General features: G+C 33.6%; 22 protein-coding genes. 15 read left to right on the forward strand and 7 right to left on the reverse strand.

Annotation, left to right across the window (positions count from 1 at the left end; all coding sequences use genetic code 11):
- Positions 1-63 precede the first annotated feature (63 nt).
- The 8 genes from NSS81_RS14060 to NSS81_RS14095 all read left to right on the forward strand — a co-directional run bounded on the left by NSS81_RS14060 (position 64) and on the right by NSS81_RS14095 (position 6,545).
- Positions 64-597 carry a sigma-70 family RNA polymerase sigma factor gene (locus tag NSS81_RS14060; RefSeq protein ID WP_342429311.1) on the forward strand — a complete coding sequence of 178 codons (534 nt, stop codon included), beginning with the start codon at positions 64-66 and terminating at the stop codon, positions 595-597.
- Complete coding sequence (locus NSS81_RS14065) at positions 594-1,064, forward strand: hypothetical protein (RefSeq protein ID WP_342429312.1); 471 nt, start codon at positions 594-596, stop codon at positions 1,062-1,064. Before NSS81_RS14060 ends, NSS81_RS14065 begins: the two co-directional genes overlap by 4 nt.
- On the forward strand, positions 1,061-2,131 hold the full coding sequence (locus NSS81_RS14070) for a hypothetical protein (RefSeq protein ID WP_342429313.1): 1,071 nt from the start codon (positions 1,061-1,063) through the stop codon (positions 2,129-2,131). Before NSS81_RS14065 ends, NSS81_RS14070 begins: the two co-directional genes overlap by 4 nt.
- Positions 2,132-2,133: 2 nt before the next feature.
- Positions 2,134-2,226: an LPXTG cell wall anchor domain-containing protein gene (locus tag NSS81_RS14075; RefSeq protein WP_342429314.1), complete on the forward strand. Its 93-nt coding sequence runs from the start codon at positions 2,134-2,136 to the stop codon at positions 2,224-2,226.
- The gene (locus NSS81_RS14080; RefSeq protein ID WP_342429315.1) at positions 2,223-3,140 is read left to right on the forward strand and encodes a hypothetical protein; all 918 of its coding nucleotides are present in this window, start codon (positions 2,223-2,225) and stop codon (positions 3,138-3,140) included. Before NSS81_RS14075 ends, NSS81_RS14080 begins: the two co-directional genes overlap by 4 nt.
- A 167-nt stretch (positions 3,141-3,307) precedes the next feature.
- Positions 3,308-4,249, forward strand: coding sequence for a diacylglycerol kinase (locus NSS81_RS14085; RefSeq protein WP_342429316.1), 942 nt, complete (start codon positions 3,308-3,310; stop codon positions 4,247-4,249).
- Positions 4,250-4,472: 223 nt separating this feature from the next.
- Positions 4,473-5,024 carry an isochorismatase family cysteine hydrolase gene (locus NSS81_RS14090; protein WP_342429317.1) on the forward strand — a complete coding sequence of 184 codons (552 nt, stop codon included), beginning with the start codon at positions 4,473-4,475 and terminating at the stop codon, positions 5,022-5,024.
- Between the two features lie 57 nt (positions 5,025-5,081).
- On the forward strand, positions 5,082-6,545 hold the full coding sequence (locus NSS81_RS14095) for a nicotinate phosphoribosyltransferase (RefSeq protein WP_342434027.1): 1,464 nt from the start codon (positions 5,082-5,084) through the stop codon (positions 6,543-6,545).
- Between the two features lie 188 nt (positions 6,546-6,733).
- On the opposite strand, the gene NSS81_RS14100 is transcribed toward NSS81_RS14095, so the two are convergent.
- Entirely contained in the window at positions 6,734-8,107 is a 1,374-nt protein-coding gene (locus NSS81_RS14100) for a polysaccharide deacetylase family protein (RefSeq protein ID WP_342429318.1), read from the reverse strand.
- Between the two features lie 265 nt (positions 8,108-8,372).
- Here NSS81_RS14100 and rlmD point away from each other — a divergent pair, with 265 nt between their 5' ends.
- Positions 8,373-9,758, forward strand: coding sequence for a 23S rRNA (uracil(1939)-C(5))-methyltransferase RlmD (rlmD, locus tag NSS81_RS14105; RefSeq protein ID WP_342434028.1), 1,386 nt, complete (start codon positions 8,373-8,375; stop codon positions 9,756-9,758).
- A 185-nt stretch (positions 9,759-9,943) separates the two neighbouring features.
- Here rlmD and NSS81_RS14110 read toward each other — a convergent pair whose 3' ends face one another.
- Together NSS81_RS14110 and NSS81_RS14115 are read right to left on the reverse strand one after the other, a co-directional pair.
- Positions 9,944-10,426 (reverse strand): hypothetical protein, encoded by a 483-nt coding sequence (locus tag NSS81_RS14110; protein ID WP_342429319.1) that lies wholly within the window; start codon positions 10,424-10,426, stop codon positions 9,944-9,946.
- Positions 10,419-10,580, reverse strand: a complete 162-nt coding sequence (locus tag NSS81_RS14115) for a hypothetical protein (protein ID WP_342429320.1) — start codon at positions 10,578-10,580, stop codon at positions 10,419-10,421. Before NSS81_RS14115 ends, NSS81_RS14110 begins: the two co-directional genes overlap by 8 nt.
- Positions 10,581-11,447: 867 nt before the next feature.
- Here NSS81_RS14115 and NSS81_RS14120 point away from each other — a divergent pair.
- The 4 genes from NSS81_RS14120 (at position 11,448) to NSS81_RS14135 (ending at position 20,400) form a co-directional block, all read left to right on the forward strand.
- Positions 11,448-12,377, forward strand: coding sequence for a hypothetical protein (locus tag NSS81_RS14120; protein WP_342429321.1), 930 nt, complete (start codon positions 11,448-11,450; stop codon positions 12,375-12,377).
- A gap of 692 nt (positions 12,378-13,069) precedes the next feature.
- Entirely contained in the window at positions 13,070-15,214 is a 2,145-nt protein-coding gene (locus NSS81_RS14125; protein WP_342429322.1) for an AAA family ATPase, read from the forward strand.
- Positions 15,208-17,004, forward strand: a complete 1,797-nt coding sequence (locus tag NSS81_RS14130) for an ATP-dependent helicase (RefSeq protein ID WP_342429323.1) — start codon at positions 15,208-15,210, stop codon at positions 17,002-17,004. Before NSS81_RS14125 ends, NSS81_RS14130 begins: the two co-directional genes overlap by 7 nt.
- A 399-nt stretch (positions 17,005-17,403) precedes the next feature.
- Complete coding sequence (locus tag NSS81_RS14135) at positions 17,404-20,400, forward strand: P-loop NTPase fold protein (RefSeq protein WP_342429324.1); 2,997 nt, start codon at positions 17,404-17,406, stop codon at positions 20,398-20,400.
- A 1,833-nt stretch (positions 20,401-22,233) separates the two neighbouring features.
- Here NSS81_RS14135 and NSS81_RS14140 read toward each other — a convergent pair.
- From NSS81_RS14140 to NSS81_RS14155, 4 genes are all read right to left on the reverse strand, one after another.
- Entirely contained in the window at positions 22,234-23,874 is a 1,641-nt protein-coding gene (locus NSS81_RS14140; RefSeq protein ID WP_342429325.1) for a hypothetical protein, read from the reverse strand.
- Positions 23,875-24,010: 136 nt separating this feature from the next.
- A complete protein-coding gene (locus NSS81_RS14145; RefSeq protein WP_342429326.1) occupies positions 24,011-24,376 on the reverse strand; it encodes a hypothetical protein in 366 nt (121 codons plus the stop codon).
- Positions 24,377-24,461: 85 nt separating this feature from the next.
- A complete protein-coding gene (locus NSS81_RS14150; protein ID WP_342429327.1) occupies positions 24,462-24,605 on the reverse strand; it encodes a hypothetical protein in 144 nt (47 codons plus the stop codon).
- 77 nt (positions 24,606-24,682) lie between these two features.
- Positions 24,683-25,141, reverse strand: a complete 459-nt coding sequence (locus NSS81_RS14155; RefSeq protein ID WP_342429328.1) for an EcsC family protein — start codon at positions 25,139-25,141, stop codon at positions 24,683-24,685.
- Between the two features lie 107 nt (positions 25,142-25,248).
- On the opposite strand from NSS81_RS14155, the gene NSS81_RS14160 reads away from it, so the two are divergent.
- Together NSS81_RS14160 and NSS81_RS14165 are read left to right on the forward strand one after the other, a co-directional pair.
- Positions 25,249-26,331 (forward strand): DUF91 domain-containing protein, encoded by a 1,083-nt coding sequence (locus NSS81_RS14160; protein ID WP_342429329.1) that lies wholly within the window; start codon positions 25,249-25,251, stop codon positions 26,329-26,331.
- Positions 26,332-26,379: 48 nt separating this feature from the next.
- Complete coding sequence (locus NSS81_RS14165) at positions 26,380-26,586, forward strand: hypothetical protein (protein WP_342429330.1); 207 nt, start codon at positions 26,380-26,382, stop codon at positions 26,584-26,586.
- Positions 26,587-26,626 lie beyond the last annotated feature (40 nt).

Here is a 26,626-nt window from a genome sequence, read left to right on the forward strand (position 1 = left end):
ACTATCATTTCGTCTATTAAGTGTAGGTCGTAAAGAAAGGGGGAGAGAGCGATTAGTGATTCAGTGTTAATTAAAAAAGTATTGGACGGCAGTGATCATGCCTTTCGGCTTTTGGTTGAGAAGTACCGCAATGATGTGTTCCGGACCATCTATGCTGTCCTTCGTGATCAGAAGGATGCCGAAGATGCCGCCCAAGAAGTGTTTATGAAAATATACACCTCTCTCCCCCACTATGAAAATCAGGGCTTTAAGACATGGATGACGCGAATTGCTGTCAATCATGCGATAGATATGAAAAGAAAACAGGCAAGATTAAAAGAAGAAGTGTCTGAAACGCTAGAGCAACTGGCTCTTGGGACCCCGCTTGATGGTGTTGAGAAGGACCTGATTGAAATAGAAAGACGCAGACTTGTCAGGAAAAGACTTAATGAAGTGCCCGAAAATTACCGGGATGTTATTTATGGCTTTTATATTGCTGAGAAAAGCTATCTGCAAATGGCCGAGGAACAAAAGGTGCAGGTGAAAACAATTGAAACGAAGCTATATCGGGCACGCCACTGGATGAAAAAGAACTGGAAGGAGGATGATTTTTCATGAAGCATTTTAGTTACGATGAGTGGTTGAACTATGTTAAGAACGATATCACAGAAAATATCCGCGAGGAATTTGAAAATCATTTATATACATGCGACCAATGTCTAGAGCATTATTTACAAGCGATGGCAGAACATGAATCCTCACTTCCTAGGCTTACAAACGAGAGCAATTTTACCGACCTGGTGATGACAGAGGTTTCGAAACAAAGTTCCAAGCAAAGTATTAAGAAACAAAAGGAGAATACAAAAAAGCCTTTTTATCAGCAGGCGTCCTTCCATTATTTTCTTGCTGCAGCTGCAACACTATTATTGATGTTCTCGGGTGTTTTTCAATCGCTCGCTACTTATGCGAGTGCTCTGGAGGCGCCGCAAATTCAACAAAAAAAACCTTCGATTACGGAGGGTGTTATCGATAAAACCTTTGCATGGATGGATTCATTAGATAAAAAGGAGGCAAATAAGAAATGAAAAGTTCGACAAAGGCATTAACCCTATCTCTATTTCCAGGCCTCGGTCATATTTATTTCGGGAAGATGATTCGAGGTGTACTTTATTTATTATCTGTAGTTGGATTGGCGTTTTGTACAATTATCGCCTTAATGACCAACAGTGTTGATATTGCTATTCTTTTCTTTATGATTGGTATTTTCATTTACCTGATTAGCTTTATAGACATGGGAGTACAAATCTCAAAACAAAAGAAGGCGCAACGAAAGGCAAGCTTAGAGGATTCACAATCACAGTCAAACCAGGAATCAGAACGTTTTTATACAATTGTTCTATCGTTTGTTCCGGGTCTCGGCCATTTTCAGCTTGGACTAATGAACCGGGGATTGACATTATTAGCTTCATTCTTAGGGCTTGCAGTCATGGTGATATTTGTAACGTTTCTTAGTCACCGTGGTGAGTTTATGATTTTCTTGGCAGGACTTCCAATTATATGGGTATATGGATTTTTTGATGCGGTGCAACAGATAAGCAAAAAGCAACGCGGCGAGGAATTAATAGACAAAACGATATTTGAAGACTTTGAAACACGTCGGGAGGGCGGGAAGAAAAGCAAGGCGATTGCAACGTTCTTATCGATCTTTCCAGGGGCAGGTCATTTGTATCTTGGCTTACAGCGCCGTGGAATCCAGTTGATGGCAGCGTTCCTCTTTTCTATCTATATTTTAGATGTTTTACGTCTAGGCATCTTCTTGTTTTTGATTCCAATTATCTGGTTTTATAGCTTTTTTGATGCTATGCAAAACGTATCAAAATACGGTGAGGAAAAAATCGAAGATGTGCCGATCATTTCCTATTTAATCAACCATCAAAAATGGGTGGGAATTGGCCTTGTTACGATGGGGGTTTATTATTTATTAATGAACGTTGTTGTACCAGTATTTGCACCGATGCTAGAGAGATTAATTAATATAGATGTCATGTATTGGCTTCAGGGTTATTTTCAGACTGCACTTGTCTGTGTGCTCTTAATTGGCGGCGGAATCAAGCTGTTATCGGGAAGTAAGCATAAAAGAGAGGAAGGATAATCATGAAAAAATGGCAAAAAATGATAACAGGAGTTGTCTTAATCGGGGCTGGGATTGGGTTCCTTTTTAGAAAAAGAAAAGAGGTGCAAGGATGAGAACTTGGCGAGTGGGTACGATATCGATGGGGGCCTCGCTTGTCCTCTTGGGACTATTTCTTTTTCTGTCACGGTTTCTCGGATACGACCTTGTCAATGTGATGACGGCATGGTGGCCGATTTTATTAATTGTTCTTGGAATTGAAATTCTCCTTTACTTAGCTTTCTCCCGTCAAGAAAAGCAGGTGTTAAAATATGATTTTCTTAGTATCTTCTTTGTCGGTCTACTTGGAACGGCAGGTATTGTATTTGCGGTTTTAAGTACATCAGGGATTATGAATAGAGTAGAGGAAGTCGTGGCAAGGGAAGAACGGTCGTTTGACCTTCCGGACTTTTCATATCAGACTGATGATAGTATTAAGCGGGTGGTGTTACGAACGGTTGGCTACCCAATGACAATTGAAGCGACGGATGAAAAAGAAGTGTCAATGTTTGGGACGTACCGGGCACAAACAACGAAAAGTAAAAAGCTTATCAAGGATGCAGATGAGTATGTTCATACGAATAAAAAAGGTGATACTCTTTATATAAATATAAAAACGATGCCAAACGATCTTGGACCATTTCATGATTATCGGGAGATTGCGGCGACAATCCTCATTCCCAATGATGTTAATCTCGAAGTAATTGGAAGTGGTAATTTGACCTTAAAACCACGGACATTGGCAAATGACTGGGATATTGATAGTGCTTCTTCCTTGGAAGTGGTAGTTGCTGAAAATAGTAATTTAAAGATTGCGGCGGTGGGCTTTAGTGAGGTGAACGGCAAGGATGGATTGTGGAAGGTAACGGAAGAGGTTACTGCTGATGAAATGGATGGCGTAGAACGCAATGCAGTATATCAGTCAGGTGAAGGAAAATACCAAATTAATATTGCCAATACCGATTATGTCAGCTTAAACACAAATAATTAACTATCTTATTTTTTTGCAAAAAAATAAATTAGCGGTATGATAGTAGTCGGAAGTAAACGGGTAAACTAGATTTACTAATAAATTGTAAGATATGATCTTAATTGGTAGAATATAGAAAGACGAAATTTTGGACGATTACTGATTACAAAAAATAGGATGATGAAACGATGAAAAGAGCGCGATTAATTTATAATCCTACTTCAGGGCGGGAGATTCTCAAGAAACATCTCGCAGAAATTCTTGAAAAATTAGAGGTTGCCGGTTATGAAGCGTCCTGTCACGCAACAACTGGTGAGGGTGATGCAACAATGGCAGCAAGGATTGCCGTTGAACGGCAGTATGATGTTGTCATTGCTGCTGGTGGAGATGGCACAATTAATGAAGTGGTGAATGGCCTTGCAGAACAGGAATTCCGTCCGAAATTAGGAATTATTCCAGCCGGTACAACCAATGATTTTGCTCGTGCCTTACATATTCCTAGGGATATCGGGTCAGCGGTTGATATTATCACAAAAGGCAGTCGGATTCCGGTGGATATTGGGCGCATTAATGATAAATATTTTATTAATATTGCCGGCGGCGGCAGGATAACTGAGCTTACATATGAAGTACCAAGCAAATTAAAAACAATGCTCGGCCAGCTTGCTTATTATTTAAAAGGGATTGAAATGCTTCCTTCCCTTAAAGCATCTGATGTTAGTATTGAGTACGATGGGAAGCTTTTTGAAGGTGAAGCCATGCTTTTTCTTGTCGGGCTAACGAATTCTATCGGTGGTTTTGAAAAAATTGCTCCAGATTCTTCAATCAATGATGGTTTATTTTCTTTATTGATTCTGAAAAAAATTAACCTTGCGGAGTTTGTGAGAATTGCTACTTTAGCCCTTCGCGGCGAACATGTCAATGACCCTAATGTTATATACACGAAGGCAAGTCGGATTAAGGTTCATGCACAGGAAAAGGTTCAATTAAACCTTGATGGAGAATTTGGTGGCCTGCTCCCAGCGGAATTTGAAAACCTCTATCGGCATTTAGAAGTATTTGTCCCGATTGAAGATATTCGTCCAAATGACATACCCCTGGATTGGGAACCTGGAAAAAAATATAGTTAAACAAAGTTCGTTCCATAGTTGGAGCGGGCTTTTTTTTATTGAGTCTCTGTTAAAGGTAATAGTTGATTTATTAACTATGTTGATTGGAGAGTGTCGCTGCGCAACTGGATCGGAAGTCAACAGCCAATTTTAACAAGGCCATATTTTCAGAAACAGAAAATTGTCTAATATCTAGAATATTGTTTATAATTAGATTAAAATGCGCGCATGGGAGCGAGAAAATATGGAGAAAAAGGCATTATTAAATATCGATTATACGTATGACTTTGTGGCAGATGCAGGAGCATTAACCTGTGGAAAGCCGGGGCAAGCAATTGAGGGAAAAATTGTCCAACTAACAGAGGATTTTATTGATAATGGCGATTATGTTGTTTTTGCGATTGATGTTCATGATGAAGGCGATGAATACCATCCTGAAACGAAATTATTTCCACCCCATAATATTCGCGGGACTGCGGGGAGGGATTTGTTTGGGGCATTGAAAAATGTCTATGAAGAGAATAAACAACGAGAAAACGTGGTATTTATGGATAAGACCCGCTATTCTGCATTTGCAGGGACAGACCTTGAAATCAAATTGCGCGAAAGAGGTATCACTGAGGTGCATCTTGTAGGGGTTTGTACCGATATTTGTGTGCTGCATACCGCTGTAGATGCTTATAATAAGGGTTTTAAGATTGTCGTTTATAAGGATGCTGTCGCTTCATTTAATCAAAAAGGCCATGAATGGGCATTAGGTCATTTTGAACAATCCATCGGGGCTATGGTTAAATAGAGTTTTACATGATAAAATTGGTTAAAATGTTGAAAAAGCGGTTTACGGAGGGTTATGATGAAACACATTTATCAAGATGATAGTTTAGCTCTGCATACGGATCTCTATCAGATCAATATGGTAGAGACATATTGGAGAGACGGCATACATAATAAACGTGCGGTATTTGAACTGTTTTTCCGTAAGCTTCCCTTTGGGAATGGCTATGCTGTATTTGCTGGCTTAGAAAGAGTAATACAGTTTATCCAAGACTTCTGCTTTAGTGAAGACGACCTGGAGTATTTGAAAAATGAAGTCGGCTATAAGGATGATTTTTTAGACTATCTAAAAGATTTGCGTTTTACGGGAACGATCCGTTCAATGAAAGAGGGAGAGCTTGTTTTCGGTAATGAGCCCATCTTGAGCGTTGATGCTCCGTTGGCTGAGGCGCAATTAATCGAAACAGCACTTCTAAACATAATTAACTACCAAACGTTAATTGCAACAAAAGCATCGCGCATTAAACAGATAGTTGGAAATGAAGTAGCAATGGAATTCGGGTCACGCCGAGCACAGGAAATGGATGCAGCAATCTGGGGAACAAGAGCAGCCTATCTTGCAGGCTTCGAAGCAACGAGCAACGTAAGAGCGGGTAAATTGTTTCAAATCCCTGTAGCGGGAACGCATGCGCATTCGATGGTCCAGGCCTATAAGGATGAATACACTGCCTTTATTAAATATGGAGAAACACATAAAGACTGTGTTTTCTTAGTTGATACGTATGACACCCTTCGGTCAGGGGTACCCAATGCAATTAAAGTTGCTAAGGAAATGGGCGATAAGATTAATTTTAAAGGCATCCGTCTTGATAGCGGTGACCTTGCTTATCTTTCAAAAGAAGCTCGGAAGTTGCTCGATGAGGCAGGATGTAAAGATGCAATAATTTATGCATCTAGCGATCTGGACGAGTATACAATAATGAGTTTGAAATCTCAAGGGGCAAAGATAGATAGTTGGGGAATCGGAACCAAACTAATTACCGCTTTTGACCAGGCAGCCCTAGGTGCTGTTTATAAAATTGTGGCTATCGAGGATGAAAACGGGAATATGGAGGATACGATTAAGATTTCCTCAAATCCTGTAAAAGTGACCACACCGGGCCAGAAGAAAATTTACCGAATCATTAATAATACAAACAACCACGCGGAAGGGGACTACATCGCCCTTGCGGATGAAAAACTTCCAGAGAAACGGTTGAGAATGTTTCATCCGACTCATACCTACATAAATAAGGTGGTTACGAATTTTACGGCTAAAGAACTTCACGAAGACATTTTCACTAATGGTGCGCTTGTTTACGAAAGTCCTTGTCTTGAGGAGTCCCGTGACTATTTGAAGCAAAATCTTGATGCCCTCTGGGATGAGTATAAGCGGACAATGAATCCGGAAGAGTACCCCGTTGACCTTAGCCAAAAATGCTGGGATAACAAAATGAAGAATATCAGTGAAGTAAAAGATAAAGTTGCAGCAATGAAAGAATAAAACTTGAGACGTCCAGTTGGGCGTCTTTGTTTTTTTGTATACTTTGCGGTTTCGCGGATAAATATTCATTTGTTCGCTAATTGCCGGCAAGAAGGTACAACCGTCATTATTGCTATACATCAGAACGAAAAAAATAGAATCAGTGCCTATCCAGCCCTGATTCTATTTTTTTATAGTTTTTTAATGAATTATTGGAGCACAGGTCTAGTTGGATCTAGCACCTTGCTTATTTCAAACAAATCTCCAAGTCTTTCCGGGAATTGTAGCATAGCCTGCCCGTCTAATGGTCTTCTAGTCATGCGGAAATACTCATTTCCTACTTGCATCCATGGGCTTTTATAGACACCGCAAAAATAATCAAAGCCACTATCCTTTAAATATTGATATTTTTCACTATCATAAACTTGATGATCTTCAATATCACTTCCAAATGGGTAAATGTAAATATCGGTAGGGCCGATTAATGCTCCCACTTCCTCTTGCCATCTATTTGTATCATTTACAAGGAATGAATAATCATATTTATTCATATCGCGATGGCCATAGCTATGTGAGGCAAATTCCCAGCCCCATTCCTTTAGGGTCTTAACCACTTCTTTTACAGTAGCTTTATCCTGTTCATAGGTTGGTGAGTTTGAATCCTGCGTTCGATATCCTAGAGCACCTTCATATCCTGTTACAGCTAAAATACCTCGAGCACCTCTATAAGAAAAATCAGGATGCTCTGCAATAAATGATTCTAATGCGGGAACTAAATCATAATCTCCAAACGAAGTTGTTCCATCATTGTGTATCATTTCAGTAGTTGGCCGGCCGTTTTCGTCGATAACGATTTTGGAGGCAAATCCGTCTCCATCCATATATTTATAATAATTTACATCATCTTGAGATAGGACAAATGGCTTTTTATCGGGTGGCAGCATAATATCGCCTGGAATAAATTGTGTTGATTCATCCTCTAAGGTATCTTTAATTCCTACATCATGGATACTAACGAGCACATAGCCAGCGTTGTACATTTCTGTCATCATTTCTTTAAACTCTGAGACTGTCGTCATATAATAATTGTATCCATACGAATCAAAATCTCCATCAAAGGCTCTATCTGTGTCTGCAATGAGTGAATGAAAAAACACATGACTAATTTGATTGATGGAATCATAGGCACCAAGCGGTACTAAACGTTCTTTTTCAAGCTGATAGCCAGCAATTGCCTCAGTTATATCATCATCTGGTCCAATTTGTTCAGTAAAATCTTGGAGTAGGATAATTGCTCCTTCGTAGTCATATCCTAGCGCTAATGCATTTGCTTGTTTAATAACGAGATTTACTTTCTCTTTTAGCTCTTTTTCTTTGTCAATATCATTCAAACGCTCCGTGATATCATCCTCTAAAGGTTCTTCAACAGTGTCGCTAACCTCATTGCTAATAGGAGAATCGGTCATTAATCGACTTTCCAACCAATAAAAAATAAACACCGCTAATGAACTAAGAAGGAAAATTTCAATTGCTAAAATCTTTCTGGACATTTTTTTCTTCTTGTATCGTTGACTTCTAGACATACCTTCATCTCCCCTTACAATCTACTTTACTATTAATATGAAATTAGGAGAGCTACTCACTGCGATATTATATTTCGTTTTACATGAATTCATTAATTACTCTACTATCCTTTTAAAAAAACAGACGTATTTCGAACCGAATATGTTACACGGTTCTTCCCTCTAAAAGTAATAAGCTGGTTTCGCATTAAGGCTGGCTTTGTGGTACAATTTCTCTAGTCAAAATGAACGGAATCCAGGTGCAAAGGAAGTAAAGTAAATAATGATAAATAAAACAATACCAGTTAAAAGAAATGATTATATAGATGTGATTTTTGAGGATTTGACCCATGACGGTGCGGGTGTTGCAAAGGTGGAAGGCTATCCCTTGTTTGTTCCAAACGGATTGCCAGGCGAAAAAGCCAAAGTAAAAGTTATCAAAGCAAATAAAGGCTATGGCTTCGGGCGATTAATAGAGCTTTATGAAAAAAGTCCAGATCGGGTAGAGATTCCAGAAGTTGAGCTGCACAAATATGGTGGCTGTCAGCTTGAGCATATCAGCTATGAGGGACAACTGAAGTACAAAGAAAATCAGGTACGACAGGTGCTCGCCCGAATCGGCAAGCTTGAGGATGTGAAGGTGCATCCGATTCTGGGGATGGACAATCCATGGCACTACCGAAACAAAGCACAGGTTCCTGTCGGTCAAAAAGAGGGCAAGCTGATTGCGGGCTTTTTTAAACCAAGAAGTCACGAAATTGTTGATACGGATGAAAGTCTGATTCAGCTGTCGGAAATTAATGAAGCTGTACAGGCTGTGAAGGAAATTGCGAGTGAGCTCGGTCTTTCTGCTTATCAAGAGGAGTCACATAAAGGTGATCTTCGCCACATTATGGCTCGTTACGGTAAACAAACAGGCGAGCTCATGGTTGTGATTGTTACAAGAACCGCAGATATTCCACAGAAAAATAAACTAGTCGAGGAAATTGTGGCTCGACTTCCTAAAGTGAAGTCGATTGTACACAATGTTAATTCCAAGCGGACGAATGTAATTCTTGGAGAGAAAACGAAGGTACTATGGGGAACAGAAGTCATCTATGACTATATCGGTGATGTGAAATTTGCGATTTCTGCATTGTCTTTTTATCAGGTGAATCCTGTTCAAACGAAGGTTCTTTATGATAAAGCCCTAGAATATGCAGGGCTAAGCGGTGATGAATCCGTAATCGACGCTTATTGTGGAATCGGGACAATATCGTTGTTTTTAGCACAAAAGGCAAAGAAAGTCTTTGGTGTGGAAGTTGTTGCTGAGGCAATTGAAGATGCCAAGCGAAATGCTGAATTGAATGGCATCACGAACGCTGAGTTTGCTGCTGGGGAAGCGGAAGTGGTTATTCCGAAGTGGTATAAAGACGGCAATACTGCAGATGTCTTGGTAGTGGATCCGCCGCGTAAAGGCTGTGATGAAACATTTTTACAAACCATTATTGAAATGAAACCGAAAAAGGTTGTTTATGTTTCCTGTAACCCAGCAACACTTGCAAGGGATTTAAGGATATTAGAAGATGGTGGATACAAGACAGTAGAAGTACAGCCGGTTGATATGTTTCCGCAAACGACACATGTTGAAGTGGTTTCTGTGCTGATTTTTAAAGAGAAAGCAGGTTCATAGTGATGTGAACTGCCCCATACAAGTACCACGTTTAAGTTCAAATATCTCAATTTTAAAGAATGACTGGTTTTATTATTACAACTTAAAATATTGATTGTGATATTGAAATATTAGAATATATAAATGAAAAAGAAACCCGATTTATACATTCTAAAAAATGTGATAAAATCGAGTTTCTTTTTACCTTACGGCTTCAGATGTAATATCTTCTCTGAGATAATTCCCATATCTCCCCATTCATCTGTAATACCATGTTTATAATTTTTATAAACTTCTAGAACAAATTCTTGATCTTCTGTTTTAGCTTCAGTATTTTTTAATATGTCGTCAATCTCATCGATAGTAGTTAAATAACTTATGTTCTTACTTGAAATAGAATATTTATTACTACTACCGATAGAAAATCCAATAATGTCATAAAGTAATCTGAAAATATTATTTTCACTTATCATGTCTTTTATATATTGTTTAATTACTGTGTTGTCATCTTTATAAAGTCTATATAATGCCCATATATTTTTAGGAGAATACATGTCATATAGGTTAGAAATTGCTCTAGTAGGAATGGTGATAGGTAACCTTACTCCTGAAGCCTTATTAATTTTTCTGCAAAGTTGTTGTAGGCTAATCTTGTTAATGAAAGATCTTGTTCTGTATGTCTCAAGCACAATCACTTCCTAACTGTCTATTTTTATCTAGTAGATTATTATCTTTGGCTGATTGGTCTATCATTCTTTCTAATTCAGAAACTAATAACTCTTGGATAATAGTTTTTACATTCAGTGCATTTTCTTGTGAAGCGTAGCAGCGGATAACTTTCAAAATTTTCTCTCCTTATTCTAGTGATCTATATGCAAGAAAAAAGGAAGTAACTAAAGCTCAATACTAATTCTTATAAGTAAGTATTTAATTATTGGTTGAATCACTTCCAAATTACTTGCTTTAAATTTTCCACACGGATTATATTCTTTAATTTTTTCAAAAACCAAGTTATCATAGAATAAATTAATCTTTTTATTGAATTAGTACTAAAGCACTATATTGCTCGATGTTAAGTTTCCATTATGTTTCCATACTTTATTGTTGAATAATTGATGAAGAAGAAGGCTACGAAATTAGTAATTATGCTGTATATCAGTGGTTGTTCAATGACAATACATTAAACAAGTGTAAAAGGGAATTAAAGTTGGAGGTGGAGACAAGCTAGGAAAAACAATTTTTTTGTCAATAACTCTAAACACGCTAAACATTGTAGAGCGATTTAATCAAATTTATCCGCAATACAATGGCAAATTTGCAATTCAAATTGATTATAAAGTCGATTATGTTCAAACCTTATTGATGATCTTTCGACAAAGGATAATTTTCCATAAATTGCAGTATCTGTATATGCTGGATGTGGAGTAGATATTCCTGAAATTGTGAACCTGGGAAAGTTGGGGTAATTAATTTTACGGTTTAACTCTGAAAATAATAAATAATATATGTAAATAGCATTTGTGGTTTAGTAGGAATGAATATTGTATTATTATTTTTTTGTAATAAAAAAAGATTACTGGACTGTGTTTTTATCACAATTGTAAAAAGAAAAAATGTGACCTTACTTTCATTTAAAAATCAAGATAGAGTTTTTGAATACTTAAATTCCAAGAAAGGTATAGTTTTTTAGTAATTTGAGGAGGGAGAATTTTGAGTTTAGGATATTTAAGACAAATGAGAGAACGAAGAAATAATGATCTCCATAGTAATTTAACTGTTAACAAAGGTAATAATATGGATACTTTAGTGGATAACAAAACTGAAAACATACAAGTTAGAATTAAAAATAGAAACAACTGGCTATCAGTTTTGGTCATTGGATTATTAGCAATTGTAACGAGTATAAAGATGTTAACAAGTGAATTTACAATGGATATTCCTACATTATTAACCTTTTTACTATCTTTTTTCTCAATTATAATATCAGCTATATTTTATTTTAAAGCAACAGAACAAAGTAACGCTTTTTATGACCGTTCATTTATACACACAAAAGAGATTGCAGAGGCACTTAGTGCAATGAGAGGTGAGTTTGGAAAATCTCTTGCTATGTTAGAGCAATCTAGTAATGATATGAGAACAAAATTTGATGATTTACCAACTAGAATAGCTGAAAATGCAATATATATTCGTAATTCACAAAGTGAGCTTACCAAAGCACTTTCCGAAATGGAGACTGATATAGAGTTAACTGATGATAAAAAAGAACAATTACAAAAAATAGTACAGGATCAACAAAAACAACTGGATCTTTTAATTACAGAAATTCAAAATATTAATACTATAAAAAAAGTAGATTATTATAATGACAACTATTCAAATGCACCAAATGTAACAGATAGAATACAGATTGGCTATTATAAAGAAAACTTTCTAGAACCTTTCGCAAAATATTTACCATCATCACAAAATCTAAATAAAAATGAGTTAAATAAATATTTTCACCAATTTAGAAAAAGTAATAAGATCCCTAACTTAATGTATCAGGAATTAAAAATGAATGAATACATAGATATTTCTGGAAACTTAACCGATAAAGGCTACGATTTATTTATTAGATATTTGTATGGACGAATTTAGGAAAAGGTTTAATTTTCAGAAATTTAGTGTAGATGACCTCAGTTATTAATCCAGGTCATCTTTTTTTATCCCTACTGTAAGTGGAATTACAGAGTAGTTGACTTTATCATTGCTTTTTATATGAGTGTATAGGTGCCAAGCTTGGTGCCCGAATTTTTATAATTACAAATCGGAAGAAAACACAAGAAGGTAAAAAAGCTTGAAATAACAGCATTTTCGGTAACTGCAAGGTACTAGAAAACCAGATGCCAGCAAACTTCAAAACTGCTTGTGAAATGATTTAATCTAAAATCAATACAATGGCAAATTTGCGGCTCAAATTGATTATAAAGTCGATTATGTTCAAACCCTTAGTGATGATTTTTCAACAAAGGATAATTTTCCACAGATTGCAGTATCTGTAGATATGCTGGATACAGGAGTAGATACTCCTGAAATTGTGAACCTAGTATTTTCGAAAACTAGTGTAGCGAATGTAATCAAACCAGTATATAAAGATTGACTCGTCATTATTTGCTTACTGGAAAAGACTCTAACCATATAGGTTGGGGTCTTTTTTCCTCTATACGTTTGTTAAACATAACTCAATTTAAATGTTGATTATAAAATTACACAAAAGCCTCTACCCTTTTATTGGAAATGTTATAATGGAGAATATTAGAATATTTTGTCTAAAAATAGGAGGAAGATCTATGTATATATCCAAACTCCATATTACTAACTTCCGGAATTTTAAAAGTCAGAACTTTTTCTTTAGACCTGGTGTAAATACAATAATTGGGGAAAATGGGTCCGGTAAAACCAATGCATTCTCTGCTTTAAGATTAATGTTAGATAGTAATCTCCCGATAAGTGCATCCCAATTAATAGAGAATGATTTTAATAGGAATCTTGGAAAGTGGCAAGGTCATTGGATTATTGTATCCATAGATTTTGAAGATTTGGACTCAAGTGAAGGAGCTAGTTTATTAGCTCACAAGGTCGAGCATATTAGTGATTCTTCATCAAATGGTTCATATTATTTTTATTTTAGGCCTAAGAAAATATTCAGGAAAAAATTGTATGAACTATCACTTACTGAAGATAAGAATAAAGATAAATTAGATGGTATTTTAAATGAAATTACAATAAATGATTATGAAGGTGCTTATTATTTAAGAGGTTCGGCCGACTTCTCAAAAGAAGAAGCTTATAAGGAGTTAGTAGGTGATTTTGAAAATATAGATTTTCCTAATCCAGATGACGAAAAAATGGACTTATTAGGTATTCCCACATCGCAAATTTTCTTAGTTCGATCAGAAATAAAATGCACATATATTAAAGCGTTAAGAGACGTTATGACTGAGCTTCGAAGAAGTAAGCAAAGTCCTTTGCTAAATTTATTAAGGGGAAGTACTAAGAATATAATGGTTCAAGATACCGATAGTATCACTAGTCAGGTTAGTACCTTAAATAATACTATTAGTCAGCTTATAGAAATTAGTGAATTAGCGAAAAAAATAAAGAGTACCTTAGATTCAACAGTTGGATTTACTTTTGCACCAAATGTTAGTATTCGTTCCGAATTACCTGAAGATATTAATAAACTTCTTCAGTCGTTAACTTTATGGGTTGGAGATGGGGATGATAGTCAACTAGGTAAGTTAGACGAACTCAGTTTAGGTGGTGCAAATTTAATTTATATTACATTAAAATTATTAGAATATGAATATATGCAACCGTATGAGGAAAAAGCGGCTCATTTTTTATTAATTGAAGAACCAGAAGCGCATATACATACTCATATACAAAAAACTATGTTTGATAATTATAAGTTTCAAAACACACAAGTAATAACTTCTACACATTCAACACATATATCATCTGCAAATAAAATTGATTCAATTAATATTTTATGTAAAGAAAAAAAGGAGACAATAGTTTGTCATCCGAGTAATGGTCTCGCTATAGAAGAATGCAGAAAAATAGAAAGGTATTTAGATGCTACCCGGAGTACACTGCTATTTGCTAAAGGTGTCATTCTGGTAGAAGGGGATGCAGAATTAATCCTAATTCCTACTCTCTTTAAAAGTGTGTATGGATTAAGCCTGGATGAAATAGGTGTTAGTTTAATAAATGTGAACAGTACAGTTTTTGAACATATTTCAAATTTATTTCACGAACAAAGGATACGCAGAAAGTGTTCAATTATTACGGACCACGATAAATCTCTTATCCCTTTAGATTCCGAGGAAATTGAACAAACTGAACTAGTTAAAAAGTTCCGTAATTCTCAAATAAAAGGAGAAGAAAGAAAGCAAAAGTTAAATAGTTACTGTGAGGAAAATCAATGGGTGGAAGCTTTTTATGCAAAGCATACATTTGAAATTGACTTTGTATTAAATGAAAATGTTCAGCCTGTAATACAGACATTAAGGAAAATTTATAAAACGAATAAAGCAATAGAAGATTCAAATGCATTGTTAAACTCTGGTGACGAGATAGTAGTAGGGCTTGAAACTCTTAGGTTAGCGGATAAAGTTGTAGGTAAAGGTTGGTTTGCACTAATGCTTGCAGAAGAAGTTACCTATGAGACAAATATCCCCCAATACATATTGGATGCAATTAAATTCGCTTCCAGGCATATAGGATACCAACATTTTGAGAAGATGGCTAAGTATCGAATTTATAATTCTTGTGATAGTAAAGATAATTTAGAATTTAATAAATTGTTAGGGGAGTTATCAGAAGAAGATAAAAATATGGACAATCTTAGAGGGCTTGTAGCAGATTATTTAGATTACTCAGATGCCTTCTTTCAGTTAGTGGATTCTTACGGAGATGATCAACTATGTTAAGTGGCTTGAATGACCAACAAATAGCTGCCGTAACTACTGATAAAGATACTCTAGTAATTGCTTGTCCTGGGAGCGGTAAAACACGAGTATTAACCCGGAAGATTGCATTTGAATTAGAGCGTTTAGAGAGTAAGAAGAAATTCGTAGTTGCACTGACATATACAAATCGAGCTGCTGAGGAAATACAAAAAAGAGTTGAAGAGCTAGGAATACCTCAAGATCAATTGTGGGCTGGAACAATACATTCTTTTTGTTATCAATGGATTATTAAACCGTATGCAGGATACGAGCCTACTTTATTAAATGGTTTCTCCATAATAGATGATTATAAAAGGCAAAAAACTTTAAAACAAATTATAGAGAAACATTATCTACCACTTAATACAGTAATAAATACTTCATTAAACAGAGACGGAAATTATATAAATACAGATTCCTATCACAATTTGATAGCCAGAGAATTCCACCAGAATATTGTTAATAAAAAAGAAATAGACTTTGATCTTTTACTATATTATTCGTATAAACTTTTGAAAACTCACTCAAAGATACGTAGTCATTTAGCTAATATATTTTCTTATTTCTTTATTGATGAGTACCAAGATACACAAGATTTACAGTATGCGATTATTGGAGAAATAATCAAACAACAAGAAAGTCAGTGTAAAGTTTTTTTAGTTGGGGATCCAGATCAAGCAATTTATGACTCTTTGGGAGGAATTTCTAAGAACCTTGAGGAGATTAAAAAAGAATTTAATAATCGAAATATTGAACTTAGGGAATTACCTGGTAATTACCGTTCAACTCAAAGAATTGTCGACTTTTTTAGTAACTTCCAATCTACTAATTTAAATATACAGGCTCTTTGCAGCTATGCAAACGAGAGAGGATTAATTTCATTTAATACTGTTGTAAATAAGGAAGAACTGTTTATTGAATTTGCTAAATTAATTGAAAGTAATTTAAATAAAGGAGTTAAACCTAATGAAATTTGTATAATTGCACCACAATGGTACTTCCTAACTCCATTAGCAAAAAAATTAAAGAGTATCTTACCAGAAGTTCCGTTTGAGGCTCCGGGAATTACCCCTTTACCAAGAAATAGAGAGAACTTTTGGTGGAAATTATCTAGATTATTTTTGTCAGAGATTAAACCTGGGACATCAATTAATCGTTTTAGATGGATAGAAGAAATTGTACAAGAAATCAACAATTATACTAATGGTTGTCTGGGAATAGAACGGTTAGATTGTAGGAGATACTTAAAAATAGTAAATTCTATAAAACCGGATGAAACGGATGGTATAAATTATTTAGAAAAGGCATTTGAAAAATTCCTTTCTTCCCTAGAAATTGAAATCAATTCTCATCCTGTACTAATCGATCAATGGAATCATTTTTTTAGTGGGATTGGATCCAGATATGAATCGTTTGAGTTTGACGGAATCCCGAAAACCATTGATTATTTTAAGAATGCATTTAATCCATCAGATGGAATTGTAATAAACACTTGTCACGGAGTAAAGGGTGAAGAATTTGAGACAGTAATTGCATTTGGCCTGTTATGGGGTTATGTACCTCATTGGAGTTCTATCATACGAAAACCTTACAATGAGGCTTTAGGTGCATCTAGTAAGTTATTATATGTTATTGGTTCACGTGCTAAGCGGAACTTACATTTGTTTGCAGAGACGGGAAGAAAAACTCAATCTGAAAATGCGTATGTAATTAATCATCAATTAGGACAGTTATCCTTTGAGTATGATAATACTTATTTCTCGCAAAGGTAGTTTAATAACTATTAAAGAATACTCGATATTGTGTATATGGAGGAATCAAGATGGTTTCAAGTGCAACCATAAAGAGGTAACCGTGTCGTCTTATTCAAAATGGACAACCTGATTTAAGTGTTTTAAATATCATTTTGCTTAAAAATAAATTAAACTCTTGGAAAAAAGAAGTTTGACTACAGGGACTTGAACGTGATTTCTATTACATCTCTTTTAGAGTGGAGGAAACCAAAAGAATTTCATATTACAAACGTATTAATGTTTGTGACTAATATTAATAATTCAGCTTTATTATTTGAATATATAAATTTTTATTGCGTTTTATTTCAAATAAGTGAGTATTTAAGGCCATTAGTAGGACTATATTAATCAAAACATCTAAGAAAAAGGAGCCTTGTTATGAAAAGGTGGAATACTGAAATTTATGATTTTTTGGAAAATATCACTGAAGTTTTATTTAAAGGTTTCAAGGAAGGGAGCAGTATTATTTTTGAGTTTGTGAATACATATAATTCACTTCTAGCAATACTTATATTAATACTGGTAGGTTTTTTTTACTTTAAAAAGGTTATTGATAAAGAAGAAAAGGAATTTACGTTATTAAAGGTATGTGAAATTATTTTAAATATATTAATAGCGGCTGGCTTAGGTTATCTAGTCAAATTAGCTAATATTGAGGGTTTAATAAAAATATTAAATTTAGTTTGGTCTGTAAGTGTTGGATTAACAATTTTTTTTCTTTTACTCTTATTAAGAGAAATAGTTATTTATATAAAATCTAGTAACAAAATAGTTGCAGGATATTCAAATGGTTATATTTTTTTAGGGTTAATTTATTTGTTCACATCAATCGCTTCAAATCAATTTGAACCTATAAATATTATTTTAATGGTTATTTACTTTTTAAGTTTATGGATGTTTGTACAATTAATTAGTCAAAATAGTAAAAAAGCAGACATTGGAATTGACGAGGAGTCAGACAACCCCATAAATACATATTCACAGTTACTTCCAACAAGAAAGAAAGAATTTAACCGGGTATATAATCAACTAACGAATGTTCGCTATAATGAGCCTTTCGCGATAACGATTAATGGTGATTGGGGGGAAGGGAAGACTAGTTTTGTTAATGTTCTTTCAAATAAATTAGAGGAAAATGATAACTATATAATTTTTATTCAGCCAATGATTTTAGATACGAGCCAAAAGCAAATGGATTATTTGTTTAAACAATTAAAATCAATTTTAAATAAGAGTGGAATATATACTGGTAAAGGGAGTCCCTTTAAGCAATATTTTAAACTAATCACTAGTGTATTAAATGCAAAACCATTAATGCAGTTAGAAGGGGTTTTCTCTGTTATTGATGATGAAGAACTCCCAAGTGATTTTAGAACTAATAAACAGCTGCTTGAAGAAGATATTCAGAGGTTATTAAGAACGAATAAGGATATATCTGAAAAAAAGAAAATTTATATTATTGTTGACGATTTTGATCGGGTTGAAAAAGAGACAATGTACAACACATTAGTCTTTATTAAAGAACTTGTTCATTTTAAAGGAGTGAATGTAATCTTTTTAATGGATGAACAAAAACTTGAAGCTGTCAAAGAGAATAAGATTAATAAAGAATATCTAGATAAATTCGTTAATAACAAAATACAAATGTCAAAGATAGAATCTAGAGAGATTTTTGACTATTTTCTTAACAATATTAAAGAAGAAGATTTCAAATCTGATTTCATAAAGAACATATTAAAAGATTTAAAAGATAAAGTAAATAATCGAATTGAACAAGTTCAATTGATGACAAAGGAAAAAATTGCAGAGCTAGAAAAAACTATTGAAGATCTTACTTCAAGTAACGGAAAACAAAAACAATATAAAGAGGAAGATAATAAAAGTGAAAGGTATGAAGAATTACAAACGCAAAAACATCAATTAATTTCTTCTTTTAATCGCTTTAAAAGCGGTGTAACAAATCTAAGGAAAGCAAAAAAAGTGGTAAGGGAAATAAAAGAAATACTAATTATTTGTGATGAACAAAACAATAATAGAAATTACCAGTATTTCGTTAACAATATGAAAAAAGGAAAGATTGATGAAAAGATTGCAAATTTAGCTATTTTGAAGATATTGTTTAGTGAATTTGTTGATGAAATAATAAAAAAAAATGACACAAGGGATTTTATTTATGAATCAAATGTTGATTTTTTAAAAATTATGTTTGAAGATCTTGGATATCCTTCGTATACGGAGGATAAGGAATTGATTGCTAATATAGTAAATTTATTTTGTAATTCTATCCTCCTAAATAAACCTTTTGAAAAAGAGTTGTTTTCAGAATTAAGGACTAACTCTGCGGAAATATTGAATAAATTGGATAGTCCGGCGGTTTTGAATATTTCGAATAATCATATTAAAGTAATACAGGAATATCTAAGAGCTATTAAGTTTAATTCCTCAGTTGTACCAAACAAAATTGTGTTAAAAAGGTTAGACAAACTCATTGAATATATCTTTGTTTTGTACGATGAAGAGGTTCTTTCTTTGAAAAACTTATTTGAGCTAATATCAAAACCACAACGAAATCCATTGATTGATCATTCCTTGTATTTTGAAAAAATAAAGAATATTTTACAACAAGAAAAAAAGTTCGAAAGTGAAAATGATAAGAATGCAAGTTTATATAATCTTGACAAGATAGAACCCCACCTCCTATCCCAATATAAAGGGGATATAATTATGTTTATCAGTTTATTAAAATTAAAGGAAGGATCCTTTACATATGAAAATTTTGTTGCTGATTTGGGTGGGATCATTAGACTAGATGAAATGATTAAGGAAATAAAAAATACTTTTAAAGAAAATGATAATAACCTAATTGGAATTGAATTCTTAGCAGATTGGGCTGAGAGAGCTCTGTCGAAAATAAATGCTGATTATTCAGGAAATAGGTACATTTTAGATTCCACAAAAAAATACAAAATACTTATTGATAAATTTATAAAAACATATGGACTATGGGCTGAAGTTAAATTTAAGGTTAAAAATTTATCAGTAAATCACCAATCAAAATTTAATGAAAAAATTGCCGTAAATTCTCTACAAGAGTTAGAATTTGATATTAATGAGTTTTATGAGTATATAAATAAAGGGAATAGAGTGGAGCCTTACCTCTATTATTTCAATTCGATACTTTTACATCTAGAAAAATACACAAGAGTAAATAAAATTAAAGAGGATATCATTCAGACTGTTGAGGATATATACCAGAAATTAAATAGTGAAGACTTAAATGAAATAGCAGCGGATACAGAACAATTATTGTTATGGTGTACAGTAAACCTTGGAGAAATAAAGGAAAATCTAAAAAAAGCAGAAAATATGAACTAAAATGATGTAAATAGAATTTTTCTTCGTTAGTTCTTATGACTGGTACAATTCAACGGTAATTTTTAAAAGAGAGCTTGTGAATATACAGATATGACTAGAGATATAATAATTGTAGAAAATCCATTGGTGTTCACCAATGAACCCACCCTAATCTAAACAAGCAAGGGTGGGTTTTTTGATGATCTAAAAATATCTTCCCTTTTTTATTAAGTAAATTATAGGAGGTGGTTTAATTTTTACTATATTTTTTTGGAAAAAGAGTAAATGCATCATAAGAAAAGCCCCTTTCGGCGAAGCTTTTATCTAAATAAATTCCGGTGTCAATATTTTAATTTCTTCTTCAACATTCACCAAACCATCATTCCATAGATCAACAAGTTTAACTCAACCAATTTATTCAATATTCAATCCATCAGCACATTCCTTCGCGGTGGAAGTAAAAGATCTGGTAGTAATTACATATGGTCAGAATCGACCTTGTTTTTCATTTTCCTGAGAAGATAACCAAAAATGTTATATGTATCCCAATCTAATAGGATTAAAAAATACTTAAATTATCTAATGCGGCAAGGGATCAATTAATGTTTTTTAAAATTAACATTAGGATGAGAAATCATTAAAATTCATTAATTTATAGAGAAAATCAAAAGTCTTTTTGGTTTGGGTTATTTCATCCAAGAAATATTTTAATATAACTGGCAGTGTGCTCATTCATCTATCGGTAGGCGATTGGATAATGCAAAAAAGACGTAAAAAAATTGTTAGAGTTTCCTGTCAACCTCGCTCACGACTTACCATCGTGATGTCATCCCGTTAGAAGGGAATTAAATCCCCAGATTGATCCTAGCTACGTCTTCCATTTTTAGTTATTAGGATTCAAACATCCCGTGCTCGTTGCAAATTGTAAGGTGAGTTGTGGTACGTTTCGTGGTGAAACGGTTGGTAAAGCGAGACCTGGGCGACTCAGAAGTGCATTTGAGGCACTTGCTGGTACTACAAAATAACGGCGCTCCAAACGCAAAACAGGAGTTTCTATTAATGCCGAATTCTATCCCTAAAGTGAAGGGTGAATTCTGGGCTTCACCACCACATATCAGGTTAGGGGAAGGATGGACTCTGTGAAATACTATTTCGGGTGGGAGGATGATAATATTGGAGGTACCACATATATATAAATTGATTATGGTTATGCAACAAAACCCATTGCTATAGCACCAAACAAGTACATAGCATCCAATCGAAAAGACGGAGAACATCATTTTTATTTAGCCGAGAGGCTATTAAATGTAAATGAAATTATAGAGTACGGTGGTTCTGAAATTAACCAAAAACAAATTTATGGTATATGGAATGAATATAGAGATGGACTTATTGATAAATGGAACTTAACAATAGGAAGATTTTCTATCGGATTCGAAGTTGAAAGCATCATTGAAGTCTTTTATCCTCAAAGGGTAATTGTAAGCATTTCGGAAAATGTAATTGATGTGGTTGATTATATTAAATGTAAGGTAGTACAAAACCAGAAAATCTTTTCCCTCGGCACCAAGTAATAGAGATTTATTGGGGATGATGAAGAAAATATGTGGTTAGTTATTAATAATACACGGCAAAATGATAGAAAATAGACTCATAGCCCCCCAGGAGTTAATAAAAGTCTCCTCTCTAATGAGAAGAGACTTTTATTAACTCCCAATCACAATCAAGTATACTTTTTCTTCAGTTACTAATCATTATATATATATTTTGAGAAGTTAGAAAGACGATAATAAATAACATAACAAATCATCTGGATATTATAACCAGCTTTTATTTATACATTTAAAAATAAGCTTATAAATATAAACCCAAATGACTTCTAATTGTATTAATCGATAGTATCTTATATTTACCATAATAGTTAACGTGCATTAATGCTTTATCTAGATCTATATCAGTTAAAACCTTTTTCCTATTTTCAAGTTTAGCAAGAATTTCTTCCAAGTACAGTTTTAACGAATGACTATCATTATTATCACGTAAATTTTTGATTTTGGATGTTCTTGTGCCAAGGAGACTTTCTAGTTCCTCTTTAGAAAACATCTGAATAGCTAAACTAGCACCTTGAATCTTATATATGTTCTCGTTATCTGCCTCAATAATATCGATGATTTGATCAATAAAATTAGGATTATTTTCTATAACCTGGTAAATAATCTTTGATATTTCGTGCCGCATTAACAGTCCTTGATTAATAGAGTATTTATCAATTTCAAATAAGTTTAATAATATGTTTAAATCATTCTCTGAACAATTATTTTTTACCATTTCATCTACAATACTTAATAAGACCTTGCGAATTTGATTTAGAAAAGTTAGTGGTGAATAATAAGTCAACATATTATTATAAGGGACAAGAAGGTTTGAAGTAATTGATAATAATTTATACATTTCCTCAAAATTGAAAGTGTTTTTATCTGTTTTTAAATAAATTTCCTTCACTACATCAATCCAGATGATATAATCCTCCGAGTATAAAGGAGAAGAAGTTAATATAGAATAGAGCTCCCTAGCTATTTCTACATTGCTACCACGGTAAGAGCCAGGTGCCCCCGCCACACCACTTCTATTGAACAGGGGAATCCAATTTTTTTTTGTTACATTGGAGTATGCTCCAGACCACAGAATTGGCAATGTATTATTAGGGACATTATAAAAAAAGATAATTGTTTCCCCTACATCTCCCCAACCAAGAAAGCAATCTCTTCCTCGGTTCCGAAACAAACCACTTCCATATTTAGAATTAAATTCAATAAATTCATCATCATTTGTTGCATATGATCTTCTTCTAATGTGAGGGGCTATAACTTTCATTGGTGAATTTGTTTCAATATTCTTAATAGCTTCTTCCGTAGCAATTAATGAAATAAAGGTTAGAGTTGCAGCTTTTTTTTGAGATGCTAATAATGATGCCCTATTTCTAATTGAAAATTTTACTGTGTTATTTCTTAAAAACTGATTACCTGTTCCTGTAAAATCATCTAAAAAAACAATATGGTCATAACCTGATATATCACTTAATGTTAATGATACTTGATTTTTTAACTTTGATTCGGAAATACTATTAGCAGTTCTAAAAAAATACCCAACCATCTGCCCACTTTTTCCAGATAGACCTAATGGTATAAATAAAGTTTTTTCAATGTTTGTTTTATTTTTCACTTGCCATTCTATAAAGCCAAGTTTACAAAAGTTTTTAACAGCTTCACTATCGTAATATTGAATTTTCGAAAAAATTTCACTGGCGATGTCCTTATCTTTGTTATCTTCAAATTGCTCAATCCACTCTTGGACATTATTTTTACCAAATATATCAATTAAGTCAGAAGTAAAAGTAGTATGAAATGTAAATTTAAAAAAGTCCTTATAGTCTTGTTTTAGCTTTTTATCATCTAAATTATCTAATAGTTCTTTTAATTCTTTATATCTTATCAAATTGTACCCCCCTTAATGTTAATAATAATTTGAAGCTTCCAACTCGATACAGATTATACCATTTAAAAGTCGAACTTACATATTATTCTAAAATGGATTTTATGCTCATTTGAAAAGAGGAGTTAGCCCTAAATATTTAAGAAATGTTTTCCTTATATTCATCTACAACCTTTTCAATGCTTCTTAAATGTCCCCGACCTAAATTTCCATAGTATTTTGTATGAAGATCTACTGCTTTTAAAGCAATTTTAAGTTGATCGAGACCATAATCATTTTTAATATTTTCTAAATAATAACGAGTAGCTTCAGTATTAATGGTTCTAGTATATCTCTCCCCATTCATCATTGATCCAAATGCCTCAATATAATCTCCAGCACTACCTTGGTTCATTCCTAACTCACTAAATAAATTGTTTGTAGCAGTAGTTCTATCAATCTGTCTTTGATAGACTTTTTTTGCATAATAGTAACAACGAACAATTATTTCTTTGGTTATTTTCATAGAAGTCAAGTCATCCTCAGCTTAAATTAATTTTATAATAAAGATCCTCTAACTTATTTAAAAACTTAAACCAGACCTTCTAAGGCTATAACATATCAATAATTTCAGGTTCATCATTTCTTTTAGAGTTTTGATCTTGAATAAACAGCTTGTAAGCGACATTTCCTATAGTATTTGTAGCAACTGCATCTACGGTACCGCCAATAATTCCTCCTGCTAAAGGCACCATCTTACCTAAATTTATGACTCCTTTTTCTCCAAACTTTGTTAGTAAACGAAAGCCTACAGCTTGGTTGATTTTTTTTATTACTTCGAAAGGAATTTTTTAATACCGGTTACTGCAAGTTTTTTTCCTATCTGAACGCCTGCATTTTTAAGAATATCTTTTGCTCCATTTCCAGCTAGATAGGCATAAACAAAAGATTTAACCTGGTCATCTTTTACAGCATAACCACCCATATGTGTAATAGCTGCAACCATTCTCATTTGAACTAAAATAACGCTAGTTATATTGGCGGGTACAGCAACAGGTAATGTAATAAGTCCTCCCAAACCTGTTAAAAATCCACTAGTAGCACTTTTGGTGTTTTGCCATAGTATTAAACTTTTAACTTTTTCATCTAAGGCCCCACTCTTTTGTAAGTAACTATCAGCTAATTCTATAGCGGTGTCCATTCGAGGGACACCACCATTAATTGCTTTATCATAAGACCAATCTAATGCCTTCATTATTGCGTCGTGTGTTAAAGATTTTGTTTTAGACATTTTTACTCACCTTTCTCCTGAGAAAATATGGTAATATTATACTATAAAACTTAGTGCGAAAATTACTATTTTTTCTCTTGAATAATATTATATAGAGGTGTGAGTATATGCCTATAGAAGTTGGAATTTGGAAGGTAAATAGCGGTATAAAAAAGGTGGATTTCTCTGTAATTGAATCAGAAAGAAAATTAGAAGATATATTGGCAAAAGATTTATCAATTCTTTCCGATGACCTTTTATTAATTGGTAGACAGGTTCAAACAGAGTATGGGAAGTATTTAGATATGTTAGCAATAGATGGAGAGGGAAACCTTCATATTATTGAATTAAAGAAGAATAGAGCACCTAGAGAAGTAGTTGCTCAAGCATTAGACTATGCTTCCTGGGTACAGAATCTTTCATATGATCAAGTATTAAGAATATACGAAGATAAAAATAACGGCCCCTTAGAAGAAGCATTTGCTGAAAAGTTTGATGATAGTTTACCAGATAAGTTGAATGACACACATCAAATTACAATTGTTTCATCACAACTTGATAGTGAGACAGAAAGAATAATAAATTACTTATCAAATAATTATGACGTTCCAATCAATGCTGTTTTCTTCCGTTATTTCGAAGAGGGGGAACAACATTTTTTAACTAGAAGTTGGCTTTTAGATCCTAATGTAATAGATGAGAAATCTAGTAATACAAAAGTAGAGAATAAAAAGGAAAAATGGAATAAACAAGATTTTGTAGTTAATTTTGAAGATAAGGCATCTAGAAAATGGGAAGATGCAGTAAAATATGGATTTATTTCAGCAGGAGGAGGACGGTGGTATAGTAGGACATTAAACCAATTATTTGTTGGTGCTAGAATATTTTGTATGATTCCCAAAAGTGGGTATGTTGGTATAGGAAAAGTTATAGATACAGTCAAACCTATAAAAGATGTTACATTTAAGATTGACCAAGAAGAAGTCAAAATCGCTGAATTAAATCTTAAAGCACAAAATATGCTCCACGACGCTGAAGACCTCGAAAAGTGTGAGTACATTGTCAAAGTGGAGTGGTTAAAGTATGTTCCTAAAGAGCAAGCATTTTGGGTTAAAGGATTAAAAGCAAACCAGAACAGTGCCTTTAAATTAAGAAGTCAGTATACTATTGATAAAGTTTCGGAGTTTTTTGAACTTAATACAGAAGAATAGTTGCAATTAAGGAGCTGGACATAACAATTAAAGTTAGGAGATATCACAATGGATGGTAAATTAATAAAATCCGTGGTTTTAGAAGTTGTAAATCAAACCAAAAACGAGGGAGCGGGCTCCTTTCAACAAGATGTTCTCTTGAGAGAGATATCTAATAAGTTAAAAATCCGAGGTAACGAAGAACTTGAAAGAGCATTACTTACTGTCTGGTATGATTTGTTTAGAGCAGGTATTTATCTTGGGGACATAACTTAAGCAATCCTAGCCCACCGTTCATACATATAACGGAAACCGG

Source organism: Neobacillus sp. FSL H8-0543, from assembly GCF_038592905.1.
GTDB lineage: Bacteria > Bacillota > Bacilli > Bacillales > Cytobacillaceae > Neobacillus.

What these genes read in the sequence shown, in the direction of transcription:
- NSS81_RS14065 (WP_342429312.1), top strand. Translation starts at nt 594, where the DNA reads ATGAAGCATTTTAGTTACGATGAGTGGTTGAACTATGTTAAGAACGAT.
- NSS81_RS14070 (WP_342429313.1), top strand. Translation starts at nt 1,061, where the DNA reads ATGAAAAGTTCGACAAAGGCATTAACCCTATCTCTATTTCCAGGCCTC.
- NSS81_RS14075 (WP_342429314.1), top strand. Translation starts at nt 2,134, where the DNA reads ATGAAAAAATGGCAAAAAATGATAACAGGAGTTGTCTTAATCGGGGCT.
- NSS81_RS14080 (WP_342429315.1), top strand. Translation starts at nt 2,223, where the DNA reads ATGAGAACTTGGCGAGTGGGTACGATATCGATGGGGGCCTCGCTTGTC.
- NSS81_RS14085 (WP_342429316.1), top strand. Translation starts at nt 3,308, where the DNA reads ATGAAAAGAGCGCGATTAATTTATAATCCTACTTCAGGGCGGGAGATT.
- NSS81_RS14090 (WP_342429317.1), top strand. Translation starts at nt 4,473, where the DNA reads ATGGAGAAAAAGGCATTATTAAATATCGATTATACGTATGACTTTGTG.
- NSS81_RS14095 (WP_342434027.1), top strand. Translation starts at nt 5,082, where the DNA reads ATGAAACACATTTATCAAGATGATAGTTTAGCTCTGCATACGGATCTC.
- NSS81_RS14100 (WP_342429318.1), bottom strand. Translation starts at nt 8,107, where the DNA reads ATGTCTAGAAGTCAACGATACAAGAAGAAAAAAATGTCCAGAAAGATT.
- NSS81_RS14125 (WP_342429322.1), top strand. Translation starts at nt 13,070, where the DNA reads ATGTATATATCCAAACTCCATATTACTAACTTCCGGAATTTTAAAAGT.
- NSS81_RS14130 (WP_342429323.1), top strand. Translation starts at nt 15,208, where the DNA reads ATGTTAAGTGGCTTGAATGACCAACAAATAGCTGCCGTAACTACTGAT.
- NSS81_RS14135 (WP_342429324.1), top strand. Translation starts at nt 17,404, where the DNA reads ATGAAAAGGTGGAATACTGAAATTTATGATTTTTTGGAAAATATCACT.
- NSS81_RS14145 (WP_342429326.1), bottom strand. Translation starts at nt 24,376, where the DNA reads ATGAAAATAACCAAAGAAATAATTGTTCGTTGTTACTATTATGCAAAA.
- NSS81_RS14150 (WP_342429327.1), bottom strand. Translation starts at nt 24,605, where the DNA reads ATGGTGCCTTTAGCAGGAGGAATTATTGGCGGTACCGTAGATGCAGTT.
- NSS81_RS14155 (WP_342429328.1), bottom strand. Translation starts at nt 25,141, where the DNA reads ATGTCTAAAACAAAATCTTTAACACACGACGCAATAATGAAGGCATTA.
- NSS81_RS14160 (WP_342429329.1), top strand. Translation starts at nt 25,249, where the DNA reads ATGCCTATAGAAGTTGGAATTTGGAAGGTAAATAGCGGTATAAAAAAG.
- NSS81_RS14165 (WP_342429330.1), top strand. Translation starts at nt 26,380, where the DNA reads ATGGATGGTAAATTAATAAAATCCGTGGTTTTAGAAGTTGTAAATCAA.